The organism is Alistipes sp. UBA1686, assembly GCF_002320215.1.
Taxonomy (GTDB): Bacteria; Bacteroidota; Bacteroidia; order Bacteroidales; family Rikenellaceae; genus Alistipes; species Alistipes onderdonkii.
Genome location: NZ_DCKA01000011.1, coordinates 87,913 through 109,137 on the forward strand (window position 1 = coordinate 87,913; position 21,225 = coordinate 109,137).

A 21,225-nucleotide genomic window follows, 5' to 3' on the forward strand; every position below is an offset into this window, starting at 1 on the left:
CCCATGATCGATTTCAAACAACTGGCGTGTCTGAACCGGGACGAACTGCTCGAAAACGTGGTTCCGTTCTGGCTCACCCACTCGCAGGACGAACGATACGGCGGCTACTTCACCTGCCTCGACCGCGGGGGCGACGTCTACGACACCGACAAATTCGTCTGGCTGCAGGGACGGCAGGTGTGGCTGTTTTCGATGCTCTACAACCAGGTCGAGAAGCGTCCCGAATGGCTCGAATGCGCCGTACAGGGGGCGGAGTTCCTCCGTAAACACGGCCACGACGGCAATTACAACTGGTACTTCTCGCTCACGCGCGAAGGCCGGCCGCTCGTGGCTCCCTACAACATCTTTTCCTACACGTTCGCCACGATGGCCTTCGCGCAGGCGGCTCTCGCCACGGGCAGCGACCAATATGCCGAAATCGCCAAGCGCACCTTCGCGCGGATTCTCGAAAAACGCGACAACCCCAAGGGACCGTGGTGCAAGACCGTCCCGGGCACGCGCGACCTGAAGGATTTCGCCCTGCCGATGATCCTCTGCAACATGGCGCTCGAAGCGGAGCAGATGATCGACCCCGCGCTGCTCGACGCGACGATCCGGGATTGCATCCACCAGGTCATGGAGGTCTTCTACCGCGGGGAGCTGGGGCTGATCGTCGAGAACGTCGCAGCGGACGGCGAGCTCTCCGACTCGTTCGAAGGCCGGCAGATCAATCCCGGCCACACGCTCGAAGCTATGTGGTTCATCATGAACCTCGGCGTGCGGCTCAACGACCGGGCGCTGATCGACAAGGCCGTAAAGATCGCGCTCGACACGGCTGAATATGGCTGGGACAAGGAGTACGGCGGCCTGTTCTATTTCATGGACCGGCTCGGACACCCGCAGCAGCAGCTCGAATGGGACCAGAAACTGTGGTGGGTGCATATCGAAGCGATGATCGCGATGATCAAGGGATACCGCCTCACCGGTTCGCAGGCGTGTCTCGACTGGTTCCTCCGGCTGCACGACTACACCTGGTCGCATTTCAAGGACCCCGAATACCCGGAATGGTTCGGCTATCTGAACCGCCGCGGCGAGGTGCTGCTCCCGCTCAAGGGCGGCAAATGGAAAGGCTGTTTCCATGTACCTCGCGGTCTGTACCAGTGCTGGAAAATACTCGACGAGTGCCAATAACCCAAACATAAAACTATGCGAAAAATGCCTTAATCAACCATTTCGAGCGGAGCACGTCTCCCGTCACAAAAATCTAAACCTATTGCAACCCTAATTTTATGAGAAACGTTTACAAAATGAAACCTTCAGGCATTCGCTGCCTATTGAGCAGCGTATTAGCCGTGGTCTCCATGGCGATCACAGGCACCAATGTGGCTGAGGCGCAAGGACTTTCAGTCTCCGGAAGAGTGACCGACGCAAGGGGGGGGGAAATTTCGGGTGCTACGGTCATCGTAAAAGGTGACAACACCCGGGGAACTACCACCGATGCACAGGGACAGTATGCTATCGAGGTCTTGTCCTCCGACGATGTGCTGGTCTTCAGTTTCCTCGGTTACAAAACTGCAGAAGTGGCCGTCCGCGGCCGCAAAACCCTGAACGTCCAACTGGAAGAGGACGCCACGCTGGTGGATGAAGTGGTCGTAGTGGGATACGGCACACAGAAACGACAGTTTCTCGTAGGCTCCGTGTCCCAGGTCTCCAGCAAGGAGTTGCTGAAGGCCCCGATGACCAACGTATCGAACATGATGACCGGCAAATTGCCGGGAGTGACGAGTATTCAGCGTTCGGGACAGCCCGGCAGCGACGGCACCACGATCTTCGTCCGTGGAGTCTCCTCGTTCAACAATTCCAGCCCGCTTTGCATCGTCGACGGGGTGGAGCGTATGATTAATACGGTCAACCCCAACGACATCGAATCGATCTCCATCCTCAAGGATGCCGCCACCTCGGCCATCTACGGCGTACGCGGAGCCAACGGCGTTATTCTGATCACCACCAAAACCGGCTCGAAGGGCGCTGCTACCATTTCATACGACGGCTCGGCGACTTTCACCACCAATGTCGCCATGCCCGAGATGCTTAACGCCCAGGACTACATCGGCTGGCACAACAAGGCTCGCGAGATGGACGGATTGAATCCGCTGTGGACGGATGAGGTGATCGCCGGTATGAAGGAAAAAGGGATATACGGTGAAACGGACTGGATGGATCTGCTCTTCAAGAACTACGGTTTCACACACCAGCACAACATCTCCGCTACGGGAGGTACCGACCGCGTAAAATACTATACGAGCATCGGTATGATGAATCAGGACGGTATCCTGCCCAATACCTCTTACCAGCGTTTCAACGTGCGCGCCAACATCGACACGAAGATCGCCAAGAATTTCAATCTGAACGTCAATATCGCCGCATTCCGCGAAGACACCCACGCACCCGGATACTCTCTTGGCACGCAGGGTGAGTTCAACCCCATCTCGCAGGCGCTCTTCTCGTTGCCGATCATCGCTCCGACCTATAATGACCTGCCGCAAGGTTATATGAGCGGCGTATACACGCAGCAGCCCATTGCCGCGGTCAACAAGAGCGGTTTTCAGGATACGAAGCGCTGGCAGTTCGAGGGAAACGCCAAATTGGAATACGATTTCGGCAGCATCAAGGCGCTTGAAGGACTCAAGGCCGCCGTACACGTTGCATACGACTATTCGAATACGGGCAACCGCAATATGCTGCAATCGTACCAGCTGATGTCATTCTCGCCCACGACGATGAATTCCACAGTCGTGAATGCATCGGGAGTCAATGTCAACAGCAGCTTCAACAAATCGTCGTCGTTCGGAGACGGATTCACCGTTCGCCCGACGCTGACCTACAACCGCGAATTCGGGCGTCACAGCGTAGGCGGCCTGTTCTTCTACGAGCAGAAAAAAACCTACTCGGACACAATGACCGGCTATAAGGCGGGGTATTTCGCCCCCTATCCGGTCGATCTTTCGATCGGCACCACGTGGGAAGGCATCACAACCCCCGTAACCGGTTCGTTCAGCGAAACGAGTATCGCCAGCTACGCCGGCCGTTTCAACTACGCATTTGACAAGAAATATCTGGTCGAATTTACATTCCGCGTGGACGGTTCCTACAAGTTCGCCCCCGAAAACCGCTGGGGATTCTTCCCGTCCGCAGCCGTCGGCTGGGTCATGTCCGAAGAGAAGTTCTTCAAGCAGGCACTCCCGAAAATCGACTTCTTCAAGCTGCGCGCCTCTTACGGCGAACTGGGTATGGACGATACGAGCCCTTATCTCTATGTGCAATCCTACAGATCGACCGCACCCTCCTACAGCTATATCATAGGCGGCAAGGGTCAGACGGCCTATTACACCAGCAACTATGTCTACAAGGACCTTACCTGGTCGCGTTCGCGCAGTTTCAACGTGGGCCTGGACCTGAACGCTTGGGGCGGAAAACTGGGCATCGAATTCGATTGGTTCTACAAGGTTACCGACAATATCCTCGAACAGGTCGGCGGTTCCTACGCACCCTCCCTGGGAGGCAACGTACCGTCATACAAAAACTCCGGCAAGGTAGATAACCGCGGCTTCGAGCTGGTGCTAAAACACAACAATCACTTTGCCAGCGGTTGGCGGTATTCGCTGACGGGTAGTCTCTCGTGGGCCCGCAACCGGGTTCTCGCCAAACAAATTTCCGACAACCATCCGATGTACCGTGCCATCCTGGGCAAACCGATGGGTACGCTCTACGGGTACAAGGCGATCGGACTCTATCAGACCGAAGAGCAGATCGCCAATTCGCCGACGGCTCCTTCGGGAGAGAAGCGTCTGGGTGACCTGATGTATGCCGACGTCAACGGCGACGGCAAGATCGAGCAGTCGCAGGACTTCATCAAAATCGGCCGCGGCTATACCCCCGAGATGAACTTCTCGCTCAATATGGAGGTGGCATGGAAAAACCTCTATCTTACAGCCCTCTGGCAGGGTGTAGCCATCTGCGATTATCAGCTCAGCGCGGCATACTATTCGGGCGTTTTCGACAACACGATGTACACCCGTCCTTTCTACGGCAACGGCAACGCACCCTATTATCTCGTGGAGAGCGCCTGGCGTGAAGACAACCGCAATGCCGACTATCCGCGTCTGAGCACCGTAGCCAACGGCAACAACGCATGGCCTTCGTCCTGGTGGGTGAAAAACGGGGCATATCTTCGTCTGAAGAACCTCCAGATCGGCTACTCGCTCCCCGAACACATTCTGAAAAATACCGGTATCGGCCGGGTAAATATCTACGTGGCAGGAACCAATCTGCTGACTTTCAGTGCATTCAAATACGTGGACCCCGAAATGCCGTCGGTCAACAACGGTTACTACCCGCAACAGCGGACCTACAGTATCGGAGTCAATTTATCCTTCTAACCGCTAAAGCAACTGAACCTATGAAAAAGATCATATTCATACTCGGTCTGGCGGCCGTCGTATTGGGCACCTCCTGTTCCGACGTGCTGGACCTGAATCCGGCGGACCGGTTTTCGCCGGCGACCGTCTGGTCCACCACCACTACGGCTGATAAATACGTCATCGGACTCTACTCCATCTTCGGGGCAAACACCGAGATGCGCGGCGGCGATGCCTATGCGTCGCCCCGATTATCGGATGCCTATTCCGACATCCTGAAAAGCACCTCCTGGAATCAGTACAACCACAACTTCAACGCCACGCTCCTCCAGGAAACGGCTTTCAACAGCAACTCCGCCGGTGCGTTCGAGTGCTGGTCGAGTCATTATGACCGCATCCGCCACGAAAACGAATTCCTGCGCGACGCGGCCGAATTCGGCAGCAAATTCGGTGAGGACTGGCTCAAGATTCGTATCGCCGAAGTGCGTTTCTGCCGTGCCTACGCCTATTTCATGCTGTGCCGGGTTTACGGCGGGGTGATTCTTCGCACCGAAGTCGACGGCCCTGAGCAGAACGACAAAGCCCGTTCGACGGAGGAAGAGTGCTGGGGCTTCATCATTAACGAACTGAAGGAACTGGCTCCCGACCTGCCCTTGAAATGGGACAGCGACAACTCGGGCCGCGCCACTCAAAAAGCCGCATACGGTCTGTTGAGCCGCGTAGCGCTCTACGCTGAAAAATGGGATGTCGCCGCACAGGCCGCACGCGATTGCGCCACGGCAGAGGGTAATCTGGACCTGTCGGAGAACGGCTATGCCAAAATCTTCGAACTCGGCATCAACAGTCCCGAAGTACTCTTTGCCGTAGAATTCAAATCCAGCGTGATCGACCATGCCTACGACGCCTACGTGCGGCCCTCGGGCGATACAAAGGAGTTAGGCAAGCAGGTTTATTCGGGATTCGTTCCCACCAGCGAATTGGTCGACAGCTATGAAATGGCAGGCGACGGCGGCAATTTCTCCTGGGAGAAACACGGTAAGGATCCCTATGCGAACCGTGAACCGCGCTTCTACGCCACGATTCTCTATAACGGAGCCGATTGGATGGGGCGGAAGATCGAAAGCTTCGTTGGCGGCAAGGACGGATACAAGGCCTATGAAAACGCCGGAGCCGCCGGAACGACCGTAACGGGTTATTACCTGCGCAAATACCTCATAGACGGAGACAAGACGTGGGTCACGAGCGGCTCGGGACAGGACTGGATCGTACTGCGCTATGCCGAGGTCCTCCTGAACAAGGCTGAGGCACTTGCCATGGAGAACTGGAACAAGAACAGCGCCGAAGCGCTGCAGGCGCTCAACGATGTCCGCGCCCGCGTCGGACTGCCCGCGCGTGCCACCGCCGACAAGGAGACCTTCCTGGAATACGTGCGTCACGAACGCAAGGTGGAGTTGGCCGGCGAAGGTTTCCGCTACTGGGACCTGCGCCGCTGGCGGCTGGCCGAAAAAGTCATCGACGGGCAGAACGTGCACGGCGTTAAGATCTCCAAACAGTCCGACGGTTCATTTACCTACGAGCAGGTCGATGCCGACGGCGGACACAAGCGCATCTTCTACGACCGTTATTACCGATTCGCCATTCCGCTTTCGGAGCGTTCGAACAATTCGCTCTGTACGAACAACGACGGATGGATCTAATGATTAACCGCAAAAACAGAACGACTATGAAACTCCGTAAATATCTTGCAGTACTGGCCGTAGCGGCATTCGCATCGCTTGCGACATCATGCGCCGAAGCGGAAGACGAATTCATCCACACGGACAGTACGATTAATTCCATCGAAATCCAGCCCGCCGAAGGCGGAGCCGGTATCGCAGGAATCATCGACGAAACGACGGGCGAGATTTTCTTCCCCATTCCCAAACAACTTCGTGAAAAATACGACGTGAAAAAGCTGATGGTACGCGCAAACGTGGCTTATGACACCTATATCTATCCGTCACTGTCGGGATTGAAAGACCTCTCCGATCCGATGGAGATCAAGGTTCGGGCAGGCGACAATGGATCGCGAACCTATACGCTGTGGGCTTTCTACACGCGCAGATAACGAATTACAACGAATGAATAAATCTAAAATTAACTCGACCAATATGAAAAAGTTCAATTTATTCGCTTACGCCACCCTGGCAGGTCTCGCGCTGTCGTTTGCAGCCTGTACGGACGACGATCCGGAAATCAGCAAACCCGGCCCGCAGATCGACCGCGGCGAAAAATGCCGTATCGAATCTTTCGTTCTGAATCTCCCCGAAGGGGAAACGCTTTCAGGCGATGTCTACGACTACGACAAATCGATCGACCTTGCCTATACCACGCCGCAGCTGGAAGCCATGAAGACGGCCACCGCCACGGTGAAACTCTCCGAAGGCGCAACCATCACGCCCGATCCCTCCGTGGCGGCCGACTATACGCAGCCGATTTCATTCACGGTGACGGGAGCCGACGGCAAGACCACCCGCATTTATACAACAAAGCCCGTTGAAAAAGTTGTCGTTTCCTATACCAAGATCGGTGCTCTGGCAGAGAAAACGGCCACTCAGATGGACATCACCGATCACACGAAATACCTGCAAATCGGCGTCAGCGGCGACAAGATCGTCATCGGCACCAAGGTATTCGACGGCAAGACGCTCGCTGCCGCAGGCAATCTGAACATGACCGGTTACGACGGATTGCAGGTCACCTCGCTGGCTAACGACGAGGCAGGACATCTGATCGCTTCACTGACCGCTGACGGCACGAGTGGATCGGCTCCTGTTACGTACGCCTGCTGGAAGAACGGATGCGACCAGCCCGCCGAAACGATCCTCGGTCCGTCGGACAGCGCCATCGCAGCGTTCCTCTCCGTGGGCGGCAACCTCGTCGAAGGCAAAGCGCTCATTACGGCATTGGGCGCACGCGTAGCCACTGGCCCGAGTTTCTGCTGGGGTTTCGCCGACGGCGTGCGTGGCGACTACTACAACCTGCTTACCGGACAGCCCTCGAACGACGGCTCGTGGAGCCAGATGGTTTCGGCCTGCTCGGGAGAGGTTTCGGGCACCTGGTTCATGTGGGATGCCGTGGCCGGCGGTCACAACGTATTGACCTGGGAAGGCTGGGACGGCACATCCTCGCTCAATCTGAAGCAGATTCCGGGAGCAGCGCCCAACGGTCCGAACAACTGGGGTAACTACACCAAAGGTTCGATCCGCGCTTTCATGTTCAACGAAAAGGCTTATGCCGCCGTCTTCACCACCGGCTGGCCCTGCACCTACGTCTCGATCGTGGACTCGAACGGCGAATTCCTGCTCAACCCCGCCGAGGCGACGCTCAATTACGCGATCTCGGACGCCAACCCCTACTGCCCCGTCGGAACATTCGTGTATAACGAAAAGGAAAACTGCGGTTACGTATACGTACTGGTTCCCGGGCACGCAGTCAAGAGCTGGAAACTGGAGATCACTTACGATTAACAAACCTTACACCTGTCACGACAGGTCTTGACGAAACCGTATCAATCCGCATTCTTCCCGGTCCGGGCCCGTTCTCGGGCCGGAGGAATGTGGTTCTTTTAACACGACCCATGAAAATAAGCACCTTTTTTACAGTCATCCTCTTCGTTGCAGCGACATCGATATCCTGTGGCGGAAACTCCGCCCGGACGCTTCGCGCCGCCGACGGTGGAAAACCCAAAATGCTCTGGTTCGACGCAGAGGCCAATTTCAAGCGCTTCGCTTCGCAGGATTCGATCCGCTACTATTTGGACCGCACCGTCGAGTGCGGATTCAACCACATCGTCGTGGACGTGCGCCCCATTTCGGGCACCGTGCTCTACGAAAGCGATATGCTGGAACCGCTCACCGTCGTTGGTCCGGACACCGTCCGCCGCGATTGGGACTACCTGCAATGCTTCCTCGACGAAGCGCGTAAAAGGGAACTAAAAGTGACCGTCTCGACGATGATTTTCCCTGCGGGATTCACCACGTTCCGCCAGGGAGCGGCCTACTCCGACCCGGAACTGGCGGGCCGAACCTGTGTCGAATACACGCCCGAAGGGAGGAAAGACATCAAGGACGACCCGACGAAAGTCGCGGCGTTCCTCAATCCCGTACTGCCCGAAAATCAGGAGTACGTGCTGCGTTTCGCACACGAACTGCTCACAAAATACAAGTTCGACGGCTATGCCCTCGACTATTGCCGCTTCCCCGATGCTGAGAGCGATTTCTCGCCCGCTTCGCGCGAAGCGTTCGAAACCTACCTCGGACACGGCATCGACCGTTTCCCGGAGGATATATTCACCTACGACGCCAACGGAGCCCGCGTGGCTGGCCCCTACTATAAACAGTGGTGGGAGTTCCGCTCGGGCGTCATCCGCGACTTCATCGCCGAAGTGCGCACGCTTATCGAACGGACCCAGCCCGGCGTGAAACTGGAGTATTGGGCCGCCTCGTGGCTGCACGCCATCTACACACAGGGCCAGAACTGGGCCAGCCCGCGTTCGCGCTTCCACGAAGCCTATCTCGACGATTGGGCCACGCCGACCTACAACCGCACCGGATTCGCCGATCTGCTCGATGTCTTCATCACGGGAACCTACCTCGAAAAGGTATGGGGCATGGATGACCCCGAATCGATCGAATACGGTCTCGCCCGCTCGCTGAAGGATGTCGACGGCGACTGTGCGGTCTACGGTTCGCTCTACGCCCAGAACCATGTCGATCAGTTCGAAGACGCCGTATACCTGTGTCTTTCGCGCACGGACGGAGTGATGGTCTTCGACATCATTCAGGTCATCGAAAACGATCTATGGGATGACATCAAACGTGGTATCGACCGGGCTGAAAAAGAACAGAAAACTCAAAAATGACAAGATGAAAAAATCCATCCTGATACTTTGTGTCCTGCTGATGGCGGCGATTCCGTCCGCCTGCACGGAATCGCATAAAACCCCTCCGGAACTCGACAAGCCGCAACCCGGGCCGAACCCCGATCCGAAACCGAAACCCTCAGAGGGAAAGGAAAAAATGCTCTGGTTCGATGCCGAGGCCAACTTCCAGCGATTCTCGACACAGGCCGGTATCATCGCCATGCTCGACAAAACACAGGAAGCGGGATTCAACAAGATCGTCGTGGATGTGAAGCCCGTCGAGGGGGACGTACTCTACAAAAGCGAGTTCATGACCCAAGCGACGACTATCGGTTCAGTTAACGTTGCCGACAGAGGTTGGGACTACCTCCAGTTTTTCCTCGACGAGGCACATAAACGGAACCTGAAAGTGACCGTCTCGACCACCGTATTCCCCATGGGCATGCCCAGCACCAGACAGGGACCCGCCTACCGGGGCACGACATGGAAGGGGAAAACCTGCATGCAATACAAGCCCGAGGGCATGGTCGACATCAAGGATGACCCCACGAAGGTCGCAGCGTTCCTCAATCCCGTCCTGCCCGAAGTTCAGGAGTTCGCCCTGCGTTTCATTCGTGAAATAGTCACCAACTACGATTTCGATGCCTACGCGCTCGACTACTGCCGTTTTCCGGACTATCAGAGCGATTTCTCGGAAGCATCCAAAGAGGCGTTCGAAAAGTACATTGGCGGACTCGTCGAGACGTGGCCGGGCGATGTCTTCACCTACAACGCTTCCGGCGAAAGAGTCCCCGGCAAATACTACAAAGAGTGGTGGGAGTTCCGCTCGATGATAATCCACGACTTCGTAGCCCGCGTTCGCAAGGAGATCAAGGCAATCAAACCGGACGTAAAATTGGAATATTGGGCCGCTTCGTGGTGGGGCGCACTCTATGCCAACGGACAGAACTGGGCCAGCAAGGCGTTCCGTCCGCTAACGGATCAGGATGCGTGGTCGTTCAACTCTTGGTGTTCGATCAATTACCACCAGACCGGTTTCGCCGATCAGCTCGACACGTTCCTGCTGGGGACCTACCTGCCCCGCGTGTACGGACCCGACGACGGCGAGTCGATCGAATACGGTATCAACCGTGCCGAGCGCTTCCTGCTCAACGCCTGTACCTATTACGCGACGGTGGATTGCTCGCAGAAGACATTCGACATCGAGGAAGCCTGCTATTACTGCCTCAAACGCACGGCCGGGCTGATGGTCTTCGACATCGTTCATGTCATCAACAACGATATGTGGGCCGCCATCAAGCGGGGCATCGACCGTTACGAAGCGGAGGCGGCAACCGAATAAGTAAAACAGTTGCACCATGAAAAAACTCCTTCTTATCGCCGCAGCCGTGCTGGCCGGGGCTTCGGGGCTCCGGGCCGAAGAGTACACGGCGATATCTCCCGACGGAAAAATCACGGTGACGGTATCGACCGCGCCCGAACTGCGCTGGAGCGTCACGCGCGAGGGCGAACGGCTGCTCGACGCAAGCCGCATCGGCATGAAGATCGCCGGGGCCGAGCCGTTCGGCGCGGCGCCCGTCGTGCGGCGGGCCGAACGGCGGCGCATCGACGAGCGCAGCACGGCGCCCGTTCCGACCAAGTTCCGCACGCTGCACGATCGCTGCGAAGAGCTTCTGCTTACGTTCCGCGGCGGCTGGGCCGTCCGCTTCCGGGTCTACGACAACGGCGCGGTCTACCGTTTTGAAACGGCGCGAAAGGGGACCGTCGACATCGAGTCGGAGACCGCCGAGCTGAATTTCGCCGCCGATTTCGAGACCCTCTGGCCCCGCGAGGAGAACCCCGATTTCATCTCCCACTGCGAAGCGTTCTTCGACCGCAAGCACCTCTCGGAGCTCGACGCGAAGCGGTACGCCTACCTGCCCGTGTGGTTCTCCTCGCCGCGCGGCACGCGCATGGTCGTGACGGAAACCGATCAGGAGGACTATCCCTGCCTGTTCCTGTTCGGCGGCGAGGGACACAGCCTCCGCGCGCAGTTCCCGCCCGTGGTGCTCGAAGCCCGGCTCAGGGAGGGTTCGGACCGCAACGAGGAGCTGGTGAAAAAAGCGCCCTACATCGCCCGGACCCGAGGCACGCGCACGTTTCCGTGGCGCGTGGTGACCATCGACCCCGACGACCGCGCGCTGCTGGAGAACAACCTCGCCTACCAGCTCGCGTCGAAACCCGTCGAAGGCGACGCCTCGTGGGTGCGGCCGGGCAAGATTTCGTGGGAGTGGTGGCATTCGCTCAATATCTACGGGGTCGATTTCCGCTCGGGGGTCAACACCGCGACCTACAAGTATTACATCGATTTCGCGGCCAAATACGGCATCGACTACATCCTGCTGGACGAAGGGTGGTCCGTGAGCACGCTCAATATCAAGGAGCCGCGCCGGGAGATCGACCTCGGGGAGCTGATCCGCCACGGCCGCGAAAAGGGCGTCGGCGTGGTGCTCTGGACGCTCTGGAACCCCATGAAGAAGGACCTGGAAGGCATCCTGGACACCTACCGCGACTGGGGCGTGAAGGGCATCAAGATCGACTTCATGCAGCGGTCCGATCAGGAGATGGTCCGATTTTACGATGAGATCGCCCGCGCGGCGTTCGACCGCGGTCTGATCGTGGATTTCCACGGGTCGTTCAAACCCGCGGGGCTCCAGCGCAAATACCCCAACGTCCTCTCGTTCGAAGGAGTTTACGGCATGGAGCACGACAAATGCTCGACCGACATTTCGCCCGTCCACGACTGCACGCTGCCCTTCACGCGCATGGTCGCCGGACCGATGGACTACACGCCCGGCGCCACGCGCAACGCCACCCGGGCCGATTTCGCCATCAGCTGGGACAACCCGATGAGCCAGGGCACGCGCGCCCATCAGGCGGCGCTGTACGTCGTCTTCGAAAGTCCGCTTCAGATGCTCTGCGACTCGCCGTCGCACTACCTGCGCGAAGCGGAGTTCACGGCCTTCATCGCCGCCGTGCCGACCGTGTGGGACGAAACGGTGGGGCTCGCCGCCTCGGTGGGCGAGTACGCCGCCGTGGCGCGCCGCAGCGGTGAGAAGTGGTACATCGGAGCCATCACCGACTGGACGGCCCGCACGCTGGAGGCCCCGCTGAAGTTCCTCGACGGTGGCCGCTACCGCATGAAGGTCTTCGCCGACGGGGTGAATGCCGACCGCATCGCGCGGGATTACCGCACCGAAACCCGTGAAGTCACGCGCGACGACGCGATCGCCCTGCGGATGGCCCCCGGAGGCGGTTGGGCCGCCGTTCTCGAACCCGTGAAATGAAAACCAGCGCGTTCATCCTCTTTGCGGCGCTGCTCGCCGCCTCGTCTCTTTCCGTCACGGGGCGGGCGGCCACGCGCACGATCGATCTGTGCGGCCGCGTGACGGCTTCCGGCAGGGGCGTGACGGGAGTTTGCGTCACGGACGGCCGCACGATCGTGCGCACCGACGCCAAAGGGCGCTACCGCCTGCCGTCGGACACGGAGGCGGAGTTCGTCTACCTGACGCTGCCCGACGGGTACGAAATCCCCCTGCGCGACGGCACGCCCTGCATCTACCGGCGCATCGCTCCCGGCAGACGGCGCTACGATTTCGCGCTGGAGCCCGCGGCGCAGGACATGACGCGCCACCGCCTGCTGGCGGTCGCCGATCCGCAGGTCTACTTCGAGTGCGAGCTGGACAGCGTGCGCCGGGCCGCGGACGACATGCGGCTGACGGCCGCCGACGGAGTGCCGACGCTGGGGGTGGTCTGCGGCGACATCATCGGCGACATCGACCGCAGGCCCCCGCTTTTCGAACCGGTTAGCGAGGCCCTCGCCGCGAGCGGGGTCGCGTTCTTCTACGTCGCGGGCAACCACGACATGGACCTCGGCGTGCGGACGAGCGACCGGGCGAAACGCTCGTTCAAGGAGCACTTCGGCCCGACCTACTACGCTTTCGACCGCGGCCGCGTGCACTACGTGGTGCTCGACGACTGCTTCTACATCGGCCGCAGCTACCTCTATGTGGGGTATCTCGACGAGCGGCAGCTCCGCTGGCTGGAGCAGGACCTCGCCACCGTCCCGGCGGGCCGCACGGTGGTCGTCTGCCTGCACATCCCGACCTGGTCGCGCGCGGCGCGGAGCGGTGAATGGAGCCGCGAGGAGTCGCACAAGGTGCTCAACAACCGCCGGGCGCTCTACCGGATGCTCGAACCCTACAACGCCCATATCCTCTCCGCGCACGAACATTACAACGAAAACTACACCCCCGAGCCGCACCTCTTCGAGCACGTCCACGCTCCGCTGAGCACCCTTTTCTGGCAGACCCCGTGGAGCATGGACGGCATTCCGGCCGGGTACGGGGTCTACGAGTTCGACGGCGACGGCCTCACGTGGTACTACAAGGCCGCGGACCACCCCCGCAGCCGGCAGTTCACGGCCTACGGCGTCGGCGAGGACCGCCGCCGCCCCGACGCCGTGACGGTCAACGTCTGGAACTGGGACCCCGCCTGGCAGGTCGTCTGGTACGAGAACGGCGAGCCGCGCGGACCGATGACCCGTTACACGGGGTACGACGCGTCGATCTACGACTACGTGGCGCGTTACAGCGAGCATTTCAAGCACAAAAACATCGGCGCGGACCGCACCGAACACCTCTTCCACGCCCTGCCCGCGTCGCCCGATGCGCATATCCGCGTCGAAGTCCGCGACCGATTCGGCCGGCTCTCGGTCTGGGAGAGCGGCACGGGCTATTCGACACCGAAAAAACCATGACAGCACGATGAAAAAACCTCTTTCGATCCTCTTCGCGGCGCTCGCCGCACTCCTCTGCACCGCCTGCGGCAGCTCAGGCCGCGTCTGCTCGCCCGACGGCACGCTTTGTCTCGAGGTGGCCGAACGCGGCGGCCGCATCGGCTACTCCGTGACGCGCCGCGGCGCGCCCCTTTTGGATTTCTCGACGCTGGGATTCGAACTGCTCGATGCCCCGGCGCTGCGCGAAGGGCTCGAAATCACGGGCACGTCGCGCGACAGCCGTGACGAGACGTGGGAGACCGTCTGGGGCGAACAGCGCACCGTGCGCAGCCATTACAACGAACTGAGGGTCAGCGTGCGCGAAAGCGACGCACCCCGCCGCCGCTTCGACGTGGTGTTCCGCCTGTTCGACGACGGCTATGGCTTCCGCTTCGAATTTCCCGAACAGCCCCATCTGGGCGAGTTCGCGATCACGGACGAGCTGACCGAATACCGCTTTCCGTCCGACCACAACGCCTGGTGGATGCCCGCGCGCGAACCCTACTACGAGAGCCTCGCCCGCCACACCCCCATCTCGCGGATGGACACGGTCAACACGCCGCTCACGCTGGAATGCGCCGGTGGAGGGTATCTCGCCCTGCACGAGGCCGATCTGACGGACTACGCCAAAATGAGCCTCTACCCCGACGGAACCACCCTGCGCTGCCACCTCACCCCGTGGTCCACGGGGGTGAAGGTCTACGCACGGACGCCTTTCCGCACGCCGTGGCGCACGATGATCGTCGCCGACACGCCGGGCGGTCTGGTAACTTCGCGGCTCATGCTCAACCTCAACGAGCCGTGCCGCATCGAGGACACCTCGTGGATCCGCCCCGCCAAATATGTCGGCATCTGGTGGTCGATGCATCTCTTTCAGGAGACCTGGGCGCAGGGACCCCGCCACGGCGCCACGACCGAAAACGCGAAACGTTACATCGACTTCGCCGCGGAACACGGCATCGAGGGCGTGCTGGTCGAGGGGTGGAACGTCGGCTGGGACGGCGAGTGGACCAAAAACACGGACCGGATCCGCTTCACGGAGCCCTATCCGGACTTCGACATCGAAGCCGTTGCCGGCTACGCCGCCCAAAAGGGCGTGGAACTGATCGGCCACCACGAAACGGGGGCCGATACAAAGAATTACGAGGCCCAGCTGGAGGAGGCTTTCGCGTTCTATAAAAAGTACGGCGTCGATTACGTCAAAACGGGCTACGTCAATGTGCTGATGGACGGAAAGGAGCTGCACGACAGCCAGTACGGCGTGCGGCACTACCGCCGCGTGATCGAGACGGCAGCCCGCTGCGGCATGATGATCGACAACCACGAGCCGGTCATGCCCACGGGGATAGAACGCACGTGGCCCAACCTGATGACGCAGGAGGGCGTCCGCGGTCAGGAGTACAACGCCTGGTCGCCCGACGGCGGAAATCCGCCCGAGCACACCACCGTGGTGCCGTTCCTGCGCGGACTGGCCGGGCCGATGGACTACACGTTCGGGACGTTCCGTTTCGACAACCCCGTCTCGCCCTTCGCGCGGGTGCAGTCGACCATCGCGCGCGAGCTGGCGCACTACGTGGTGATTTACAGCCCGCTCCAGATGGCCTCGGACCTGCCCGAAAACTACCGCGGACACAAGGCCTTCGACTTCATCCGCGACGTGCCCACCGACTGGGAGCGGACGCTCGTGCCCCAGGCCGCGATCGGCGACTATGCCGTATTCGTGCGGCAGAACCGCAGCTCGGAGGACTGGTACCTCGGCGCCGTCACCGACGAGGAGCCCCGCACGGTCGGCGTGCCCCTCACGTTCCTCGTGCCCGGGGTGACCTACACGGCGCAGATTTACGCCGACGGCGAGGGCGCCGACTGGAAAACCAATCCCTATGCCGTTGACTACGAAGAGCGTCCCGTAACGGCCGCCGATACGCTGACCGTGAGCATGGCTTCGGGCGGCGGATGCGCCGTTAGGTTCGCCGCACCTGAAAAAACACCGATCCGATGAAAAAAATCCTGATTCCGGCCCTGCTGTGTCTGACGTTCGCCGCGGGCTGCACCTGTGAAAACACCATCCGCCGCCGGGCCGACGTGCTCGTCATCGGCGGCACGACCTCCGGCACGACGGCCGCCATCGCCGCGGCGCGGCAGGGCGTGCAGACGCTCGTCGTCGAGGAGACTCCCATGCTGGGAGGCATGCTCACGGCCCAGGGCGTATGCGCCACGGACGGCAATTTCGACCTGCCGTCGGGTCTGTGGAACGAGTTCCGCGACCACCTGCGGAAGCGTTACGGCGGTATCGGCGCGCTGTGGACGGGCTGGGTGAGCACCACCCTGTTCGAACCGCACGTGGCCGACAGCATCTTTCACACGATGGCCGCGGCCGAGCCGACGCTCGAGGTGGTGCACGGCTACCGCCTGACGGGCATCCTGCGCCGCGGAAAGCGGGTCACGGGCGCCGAGTTCACCGACGCGCGCGGGGGCCGCATGCTGGTGCGGGCCCGCATCACCGTCGACGCCACCGATCTGGGCGACGCGCTGCCGTTGAGCGGCACCTCATACCGTCTTGGCATGGACGCCCGCGCCGACACGGGCGAAGAGCTGGCTCCGGCCGAGGCCAACGACGCGGTGCAGGACCTCACGGTGGTGGCCATCCTCAAGGACTACGGGCCCGGCGCGGACCGAACCATCGAGCGGCCTGCGGGCTACGACCCCGCGGAGTTCGCCGGGTGTTACGACCTCTCGTCGGAAGGGGTGCGCAGTGCCGACCGGATGCTCGAATACGGCCGTATGCCGGGAGGCAAATACATGATCAACTGGCCCAAGGAGGGCAACGACATCAACCTCGACGTGGTGGAACTTCCCCATGCCGAGCGCACAGCGGCCCTCGAAGCGGCGCGGCAGAAGACCCTGCGCTTCGTCTACCACATCCAGCACGAGCTGGGATACCGCCGCCTCGGCATCGCTGACGACGAATTCGACACGCCGGACGGGCTGGCCTACCTGCCCTACCACCGCGAGGGGCGGCGCATGGACGGCGTGGTGCGCATGACGCTCGACGACGTGACCGATCGTTACGCGAGGCCGCTCTACCGCACGGGCATCTCCGTCGGCGACTACCCCGTCGACCACCACCGCAACTGCCGGACCGATCTGCCGAAGATCCTCTTCCCGCCCGTGCCGTCGTTCAGCGTGCCGCTGGGGGCGCTGATTCCCGACCGGACCGAGAACTTCATCGTCTCGGACAAAGCCATTTCCGTCTCGAACCTCGTCAACGGCTCGACGCGCCTGCAACCGGTCGTGATGCTTACCGGACAGGCCGCGGGAACCCTCGCGGCGCTGGCCGCCGAACGCCGCTGCCCGCCGCGGGAGGTTCCCGTGCGCGAGGTGCAGGAGGCCCTGCTGGCCCAGAAAGCCTACATCGCGCCGCTCTACGACGTAAAGCCCGACGATCCCGACTTCGCGACCCTGCAGCGCATCGCCGCGACGGGCATCCTGCGCATGACGGGCGAGCCGTTCCACTGGGCGAACCGTTCGTGGTTCTACCCCGAGCGGACGATCCCGGTCGGGGAATTCACCCGCGGACTGCACGACTTCGCCCCTCGAATCCCCGTCCGGACCGACACGACCGCCCTCACCGCCGCACGCGCCGCGAAGCTCATCGCCGAGGCGGGCGGCAAAGCCCCGCGGATCCGCCCCGCGGATGCGGATAGGCCCCTCACGCGCCGGAAACTGGCGTTGCTTCTCGAGGAGTGTCTCGATCCCTTCGCCCGCCCGGTCGATCTTCACGGAGAATACCGCTAACTGCTTATGAAACGACTGATTCTGACCCTTCTGTCGACCGCCGCGGCGGTCACGCTCGCTGCACAGCCCGACTCGCTCGACTACCGCGGCGACTACTACTTCTCGAAACGCAGTCAGCAGGAGTCCCTCCCCGTGCGGCCGCACCACACGGTGATGCTCGGCAACAGCCTCACCGAGCGGGGCGCCTGGGCCGAATACTTCCCCGAAGCGCACGTGATTAACCGCGGCATAGGCGGGGACTGCGTTGCCGGCATGGCCGCGCGGCTGGACAGCATCGTGGCGGGACGGCCGCGGGCGATATTCCTCATGGCGGGCGTCAACGACCTGATATTCTCGACCATCGCGCCCGAGGCGCTGCTCCGGCAGTACGAACGTCTGCTGGACCGCATCGCCGCCGAATCGCCTGCGACGCAGGTCTTTATCCAAAGTCCGCTGCCCCTCGACGAGGCGCGCAACGAACCATATTTCACGGGTAAGAACGCCCGCATCGAGGCTTTCGACCGCCTGCTGCGGCGGATGGCCGCCCGGCGCGGACTGAAATTCATCGACATCCGCAGCCGCATGCTCCGCGACGGAAAACTCCCCGCGGAGTATACCGTGGACGGCATCCACCTCACACCGGCGGGCTACGCCGTCTGGGTCGAGGCACTGCGCCCTTACGTCACGCCGGCCAGGGCGCGTATCGGCACGGTGACCTGCGCGGGCCGAGGTCTGGCGGGGGTTGTGGTGAGCGACGGCGACAACTGCGCCGCCACCGACTCGGCGGGCCGCTTCGTGCTTCCGGCGAACGACCGGGCGCGCTTCGTCTTCGTCTCGACCCCCGCGGGCTATGCGTCGCCCTCGGAGGAGGGGGTCGTGCGCCATTACCTTCCGGCGAAGTCCGACGGCAGTTCCCACGACTTCCGTCTCCGGCGCAAACCATCCGGCGAAACCCGCCACGGCTTCGTCGTCGTCGCCGATCCGCAGCTCTTCGCCCGCAAGGAGTTCCGCCTGCTGGAGCGTGCGGCGGAGGACATCCGCCAAACCGCTGCCGCCGCCGAGCGCTCCGGACGCCCGATGCACGGCATCTGCGCGGGCGACATCACCTCGAGCGACCACACGTTCTACACCTCCTACAACGAGGTTATGTCGGCGACGGGAATCGAGTTCCGCAACGCGATGGGCAACCACGACATGAAGCTCTGGGGCCGCTCGCACGAAACGTCGGCCGCGGCGTTCGAAGCAATGTACGGCCCCGCGTACTACTCCTACAACGTGGGTGAGGTACACTACGCGGTGCTGAACGACAACTACTACATCGGCCGCGACTGGTACTACATCGGCTATCTCGAGGAGCGGCAGCTGGCGTGGCTCGAACGGGACCTGTCGTTCGTTCCCGCGGGAACGACGGTGGTCGTGGCGCTCCATATCCCGACCGCGTTCGCCGGAAAGGACGAAAAACCCTTCGACTATCCGCAGGCCGAGCGGTCGCTCTGCAACCACCGGGCCCTGCACCGGCTGCTGGAGCCCTATGACGCGCACATCGTCTCGGGACACATGCACACGACGACGAACTGCCCCGTCCGCGAGGGGCTCTACGAACACAACGTCGCGGCCCTGAGCGGCGCGTGGTGGCAGGGCGCGATCTGCACCGACGGCACGCCGGCCGGCTACGCCGTCTTCGAGGTCGACGGCGACGAGGTGACGTGGTACTACAAATCCGTCGGGCATCCGCGCTCCTTCCAGCTGAAAATCTACGATTCCAAGGACGACGAAGCCTTCGCCGGACGCGTCGTGGCCAACGTCTGGAACTGCGACCCCGCCTGGACGGTCGAAATGCACGCCGACGGCGGCCGCCCCGTGCGGATGGAACGCACCACGGCGGTCGATCCTCAGGCACGGAGGCTCTACGCCGATGCGTCGAAGCTCGACCACAAATGGATCACGGTCACCCCCTCGGACCACTACTACGCGGCGCCGCTGCCCGCCGGAACGCGGCGCGTCGAGGTCATGGCCCGCGACCGCTTCGGAAACACGTACCGCGCTGAAAAAAGAATAAACCGATGAAAAAACTGATTTTCGCCCTGCTGCTCTTCGCCTGCGGGGCCGCTTCGGGCCGCGGCAGGGGCCCGGTGTTCACCCCCGCCGACTCGCCCGAAATCCGCTTCACGGGCCGCGCCGCAAAGGGCCCCGGCGGAGCGTTGTCGTTCGACTGGAGCGGCAGCCAATTCACGTTCCGATTCGAGGGCACGCGCTGCGCCATGCGGGCCGCGGACACGGGCCGCAACTACTACAACGTTTTCGTCGACGGCCGTCACACCGGCGTCGCCGCCACTTCCGGGGCCGATACGACCGTCGTGCTGGCCGAGGGGCTCGAACGCGGCCCGCATACCATACTGGTGCAGAAACGCACCGAGGGCGAGCAGGGCCGCACGACGCTCCGCGGCGTCGAAACCGACGGGGCGCTGCTCCCGCTCCCCGCACCCCGCACACGCCACATCGAATTCATCGGCGACTCGCACACCTGCGGCTACGGCACCGAGGGCAAATCGGTCGAGGAGCCCTTTACGCCCGAGACCGAGAACTGCGATCTGGCGTGGGGATGCGTCATCGCCCGCTATTTCGACGCCGAATACACCCTCATCGCCCACTCGGGACAGGGCATCGTCCGCAACTGGGGCGACGAAAAGGAGGTCTCCGACTGCACCATGCGCGAACGCATGCTGCGCACCTTCGACATGGACCCGGCGTCGCGCTGGGATTTCCGCGGCTGCACGCCCGACATCGTCGTCATCAAGCTCGGCTCGAACGACTTCAGCACCGGTGTGACCCCTTCGGAGCAGGCCTTCAACGCCTCCTACGCGCAGGCGCTGGATCAGCTGCGCGCGGCCTACGGCGAGGTTCCCGTGCTGTGCGTAGCCCCGAGCGACAACACAGTGATCCTGCGCTATCTGGAGAATTTCCTCCGCGAGCGGCAGGACGCGCATCTCCACCTCACGGCCATGCTTCCCGGCATCACCGACTGGGATCGCGACATGGGCGCCAACTACCACCCCAACCACCGGGGACACCGCAAGATGGCCATGGCCGTCATTCCCTACATCGCCACGATCACGGGGTGGGAAATGCCCGACCGGAATGTCGAATAATTAGCCGCAAATAATTATCTTTGGTGTCGTAACGGCACTTTTATCGGTCGGAGGGTTTTGCCGAACCGCCGGGAATCCGGTTTTGCACCCTTCCGCCTTTTTCGTATCTTTGTATAAAATAAGCCGAAACCGGAGGGGGGGGGAGGGCCGCCGCAGGGTCGTTTTCAACCGCTCCCGCCTCTGTCC

Annotated in this window: 13 protein-coding genes; all 13 read left to right on the forward strand. The window is 61.4% G+C overall.

Annotated elements, in window-relative coordinates:
- Positions 1-3: 3 nt before the first annotated feature.
- The 13 genes from B3C38_RS04105 to B3C38_RS04165 all read left to right on the forward strand — a co-directional run bounded on the left by B3C38_RS04105 (position 4) and on the right by B3C38_RS04165 (position 21,039).
- The gene (locus tag B3C38_RS04105) at positions 4-1,170 is read left to right on the forward strand and encodes an AGE family epimerase/isomerase (RefSeq protein WP_015547684.1); all 1,167 of its coding nucleotides are present in this window, start codon (positions 4-6) and stop codon (positions 1,168-1,170) included.
- A gap of 116 nt (positions 1,171-1,286) precedes the next feature.
- On the forward strand, positions 1,287-4,418 hold the full coding sequence (locus B3C38_RS04110) for a SusC/RagA family TonB-linked outer membrane protein (protein ID WP_278409381.1): 3,132 nt from the start codon (positions 1,287-1,289) through the stop codon (positions 4,416-4,418).
- Positions 4,419-4,438: 20 nt separating this feature from the next.
- The gene (locus tag B3C38_RS04115) at positions 4,439-6,094 is read left to right on the forward strand and encodes a RagB/SusD family nutrient uptake outer membrane protein (RefSeq protein WP_276720079.1); all 1,656 of its coding nucleotides are present in this window, start codon (positions 4,439-4,441) and stop codon (positions 6,092-6,094) included.
- A gap of 26 nt (positions 6,095-6,120) precedes the next feature.
- Positions 6,121-6,504, forward strand: coding sequence for a hypothetical protein (locus B3C38_RS04120; RefSeq protein WP_227901029.1), 384 nt, complete (start codon positions 6,121-6,123; stop codon positions 6,502-6,504).
- 43 nt (positions 6,505-6,547) lie between these two features.
- Positions 6,548-7,906, forward strand: coding sequence for a DUF5018 domain-containing protein (locus tag B3C38_RS04125; protein WP_019149383.1), 1,359 nt, complete (start codon positions 6,548-6,550; stop codon positions 7,904-7,906).
- Positions 7,907-8,127: 221 nt separating this feature from the next.
- On the forward strand, positions 8,128-9,300 hold the full coding sequence (locus tag B3C38_RS04130) for an alpha amylase family protein (protein ID WP_019149382.1): 1,173 nt from the start codon (positions 8,128-8,130) through the stop codon (positions 9,298-9,300).
- Between the two features lie 4 nt (positions 9,301-9,304).
- Positions 9,305-10,642 carry a family 10 glycosylhydrolase gene (locus tag B3C38_RS04135; protein WP_286725629.1) on the forward strand — a complete coding sequence of 446 codons (1,338 nt, stop codon included), beginning with the start codon at positions 9,305-9,307 and terminating at the stop codon, positions 10,640-10,642.
- A 16-nt stretch (positions 10,643-10,658) separates the two neighbouring features.
- Positions 10,659-12,626, forward strand: coding sequence for a glycoside hydrolase family 97 protein (locus B3C38_RS04140; RefSeq protein WP_286725631.1), 1,968 nt, complete (start codon positions 10,659-10,661; stop codon positions 12,624-12,626).
- Positions 12,623-14,098, forward strand: a complete 1,476-nt coding sequence (locus B3C38_RS04145) for a calcineurin-like phosphoesterase C-terminal domain-containing protein (protein WP_019149379.1) — start codon at positions 12,623-12,625, stop codon at positions 14,096-14,098. Before B3C38_RS04140 ends, B3C38_RS04145 begins: the two co-directional genes overlap by 4 nt.
- A 7-nt stretch (positions 14,099-14,105) precedes the next feature.
- The gene (locus tag B3C38_RS04150) at positions 14,106-16,115 is read left to right on the forward strand and encodes a glycoside hydrolase family 97 protein (RefSeq protein WP_286725634.1); all 2,010 of its coding nucleotides are present in this window, start codon (positions 14,106-14,108) and stop codon (positions 16,113-16,115) included.
- The gene (locus B3C38_RS04155) at positions 16,112-17,911 is read left to right on the forward strand and encodes an FAD-dependent oxidoreductase (protein WP_195498094.1); all 1,800 of its coding nucleotides are present in this window, start codon (positions 16,112-16,114) and stop codon (positions 17,909-17,911) included. Before B3C38_RS04150 ends, B3C38_RS04155 begins: the two co-directional genes overlap by 4 nt.
- Positions 17,912-17,917: 6 nt before the next feature.
- On the forward strand, positions 17,918-19,957 hold the full coding sequence (locus B3C38_RS04160; RefSeq protein ID WP_286725638.1) for a calcineurin-like phosphoesterase C-terminal domain-containing protein: 2,040 nt from the start codon (positions 17,918-17,920) through the stop codon (positions 19,955-19,957).
- Positions 19,954-21,039: an SGNH/GDSL hydrolase family protein gene (locus B3C38_RS04165; protein ID WP_168949224.1), complete on the forward strand. Its 1,086-nt coding sequence runs from the start codon at positions 19,954-19,956 to the stop codon at positions 21,037-21,039. The genes B3C38_RS04160 and B3C38_RS04165 overlap by 4 nt, the downstream gene beginning before the upstream one ends.
- The last annotated feature ends 186 nt before the right edge of the window (positions 21,040-21,225 follow it).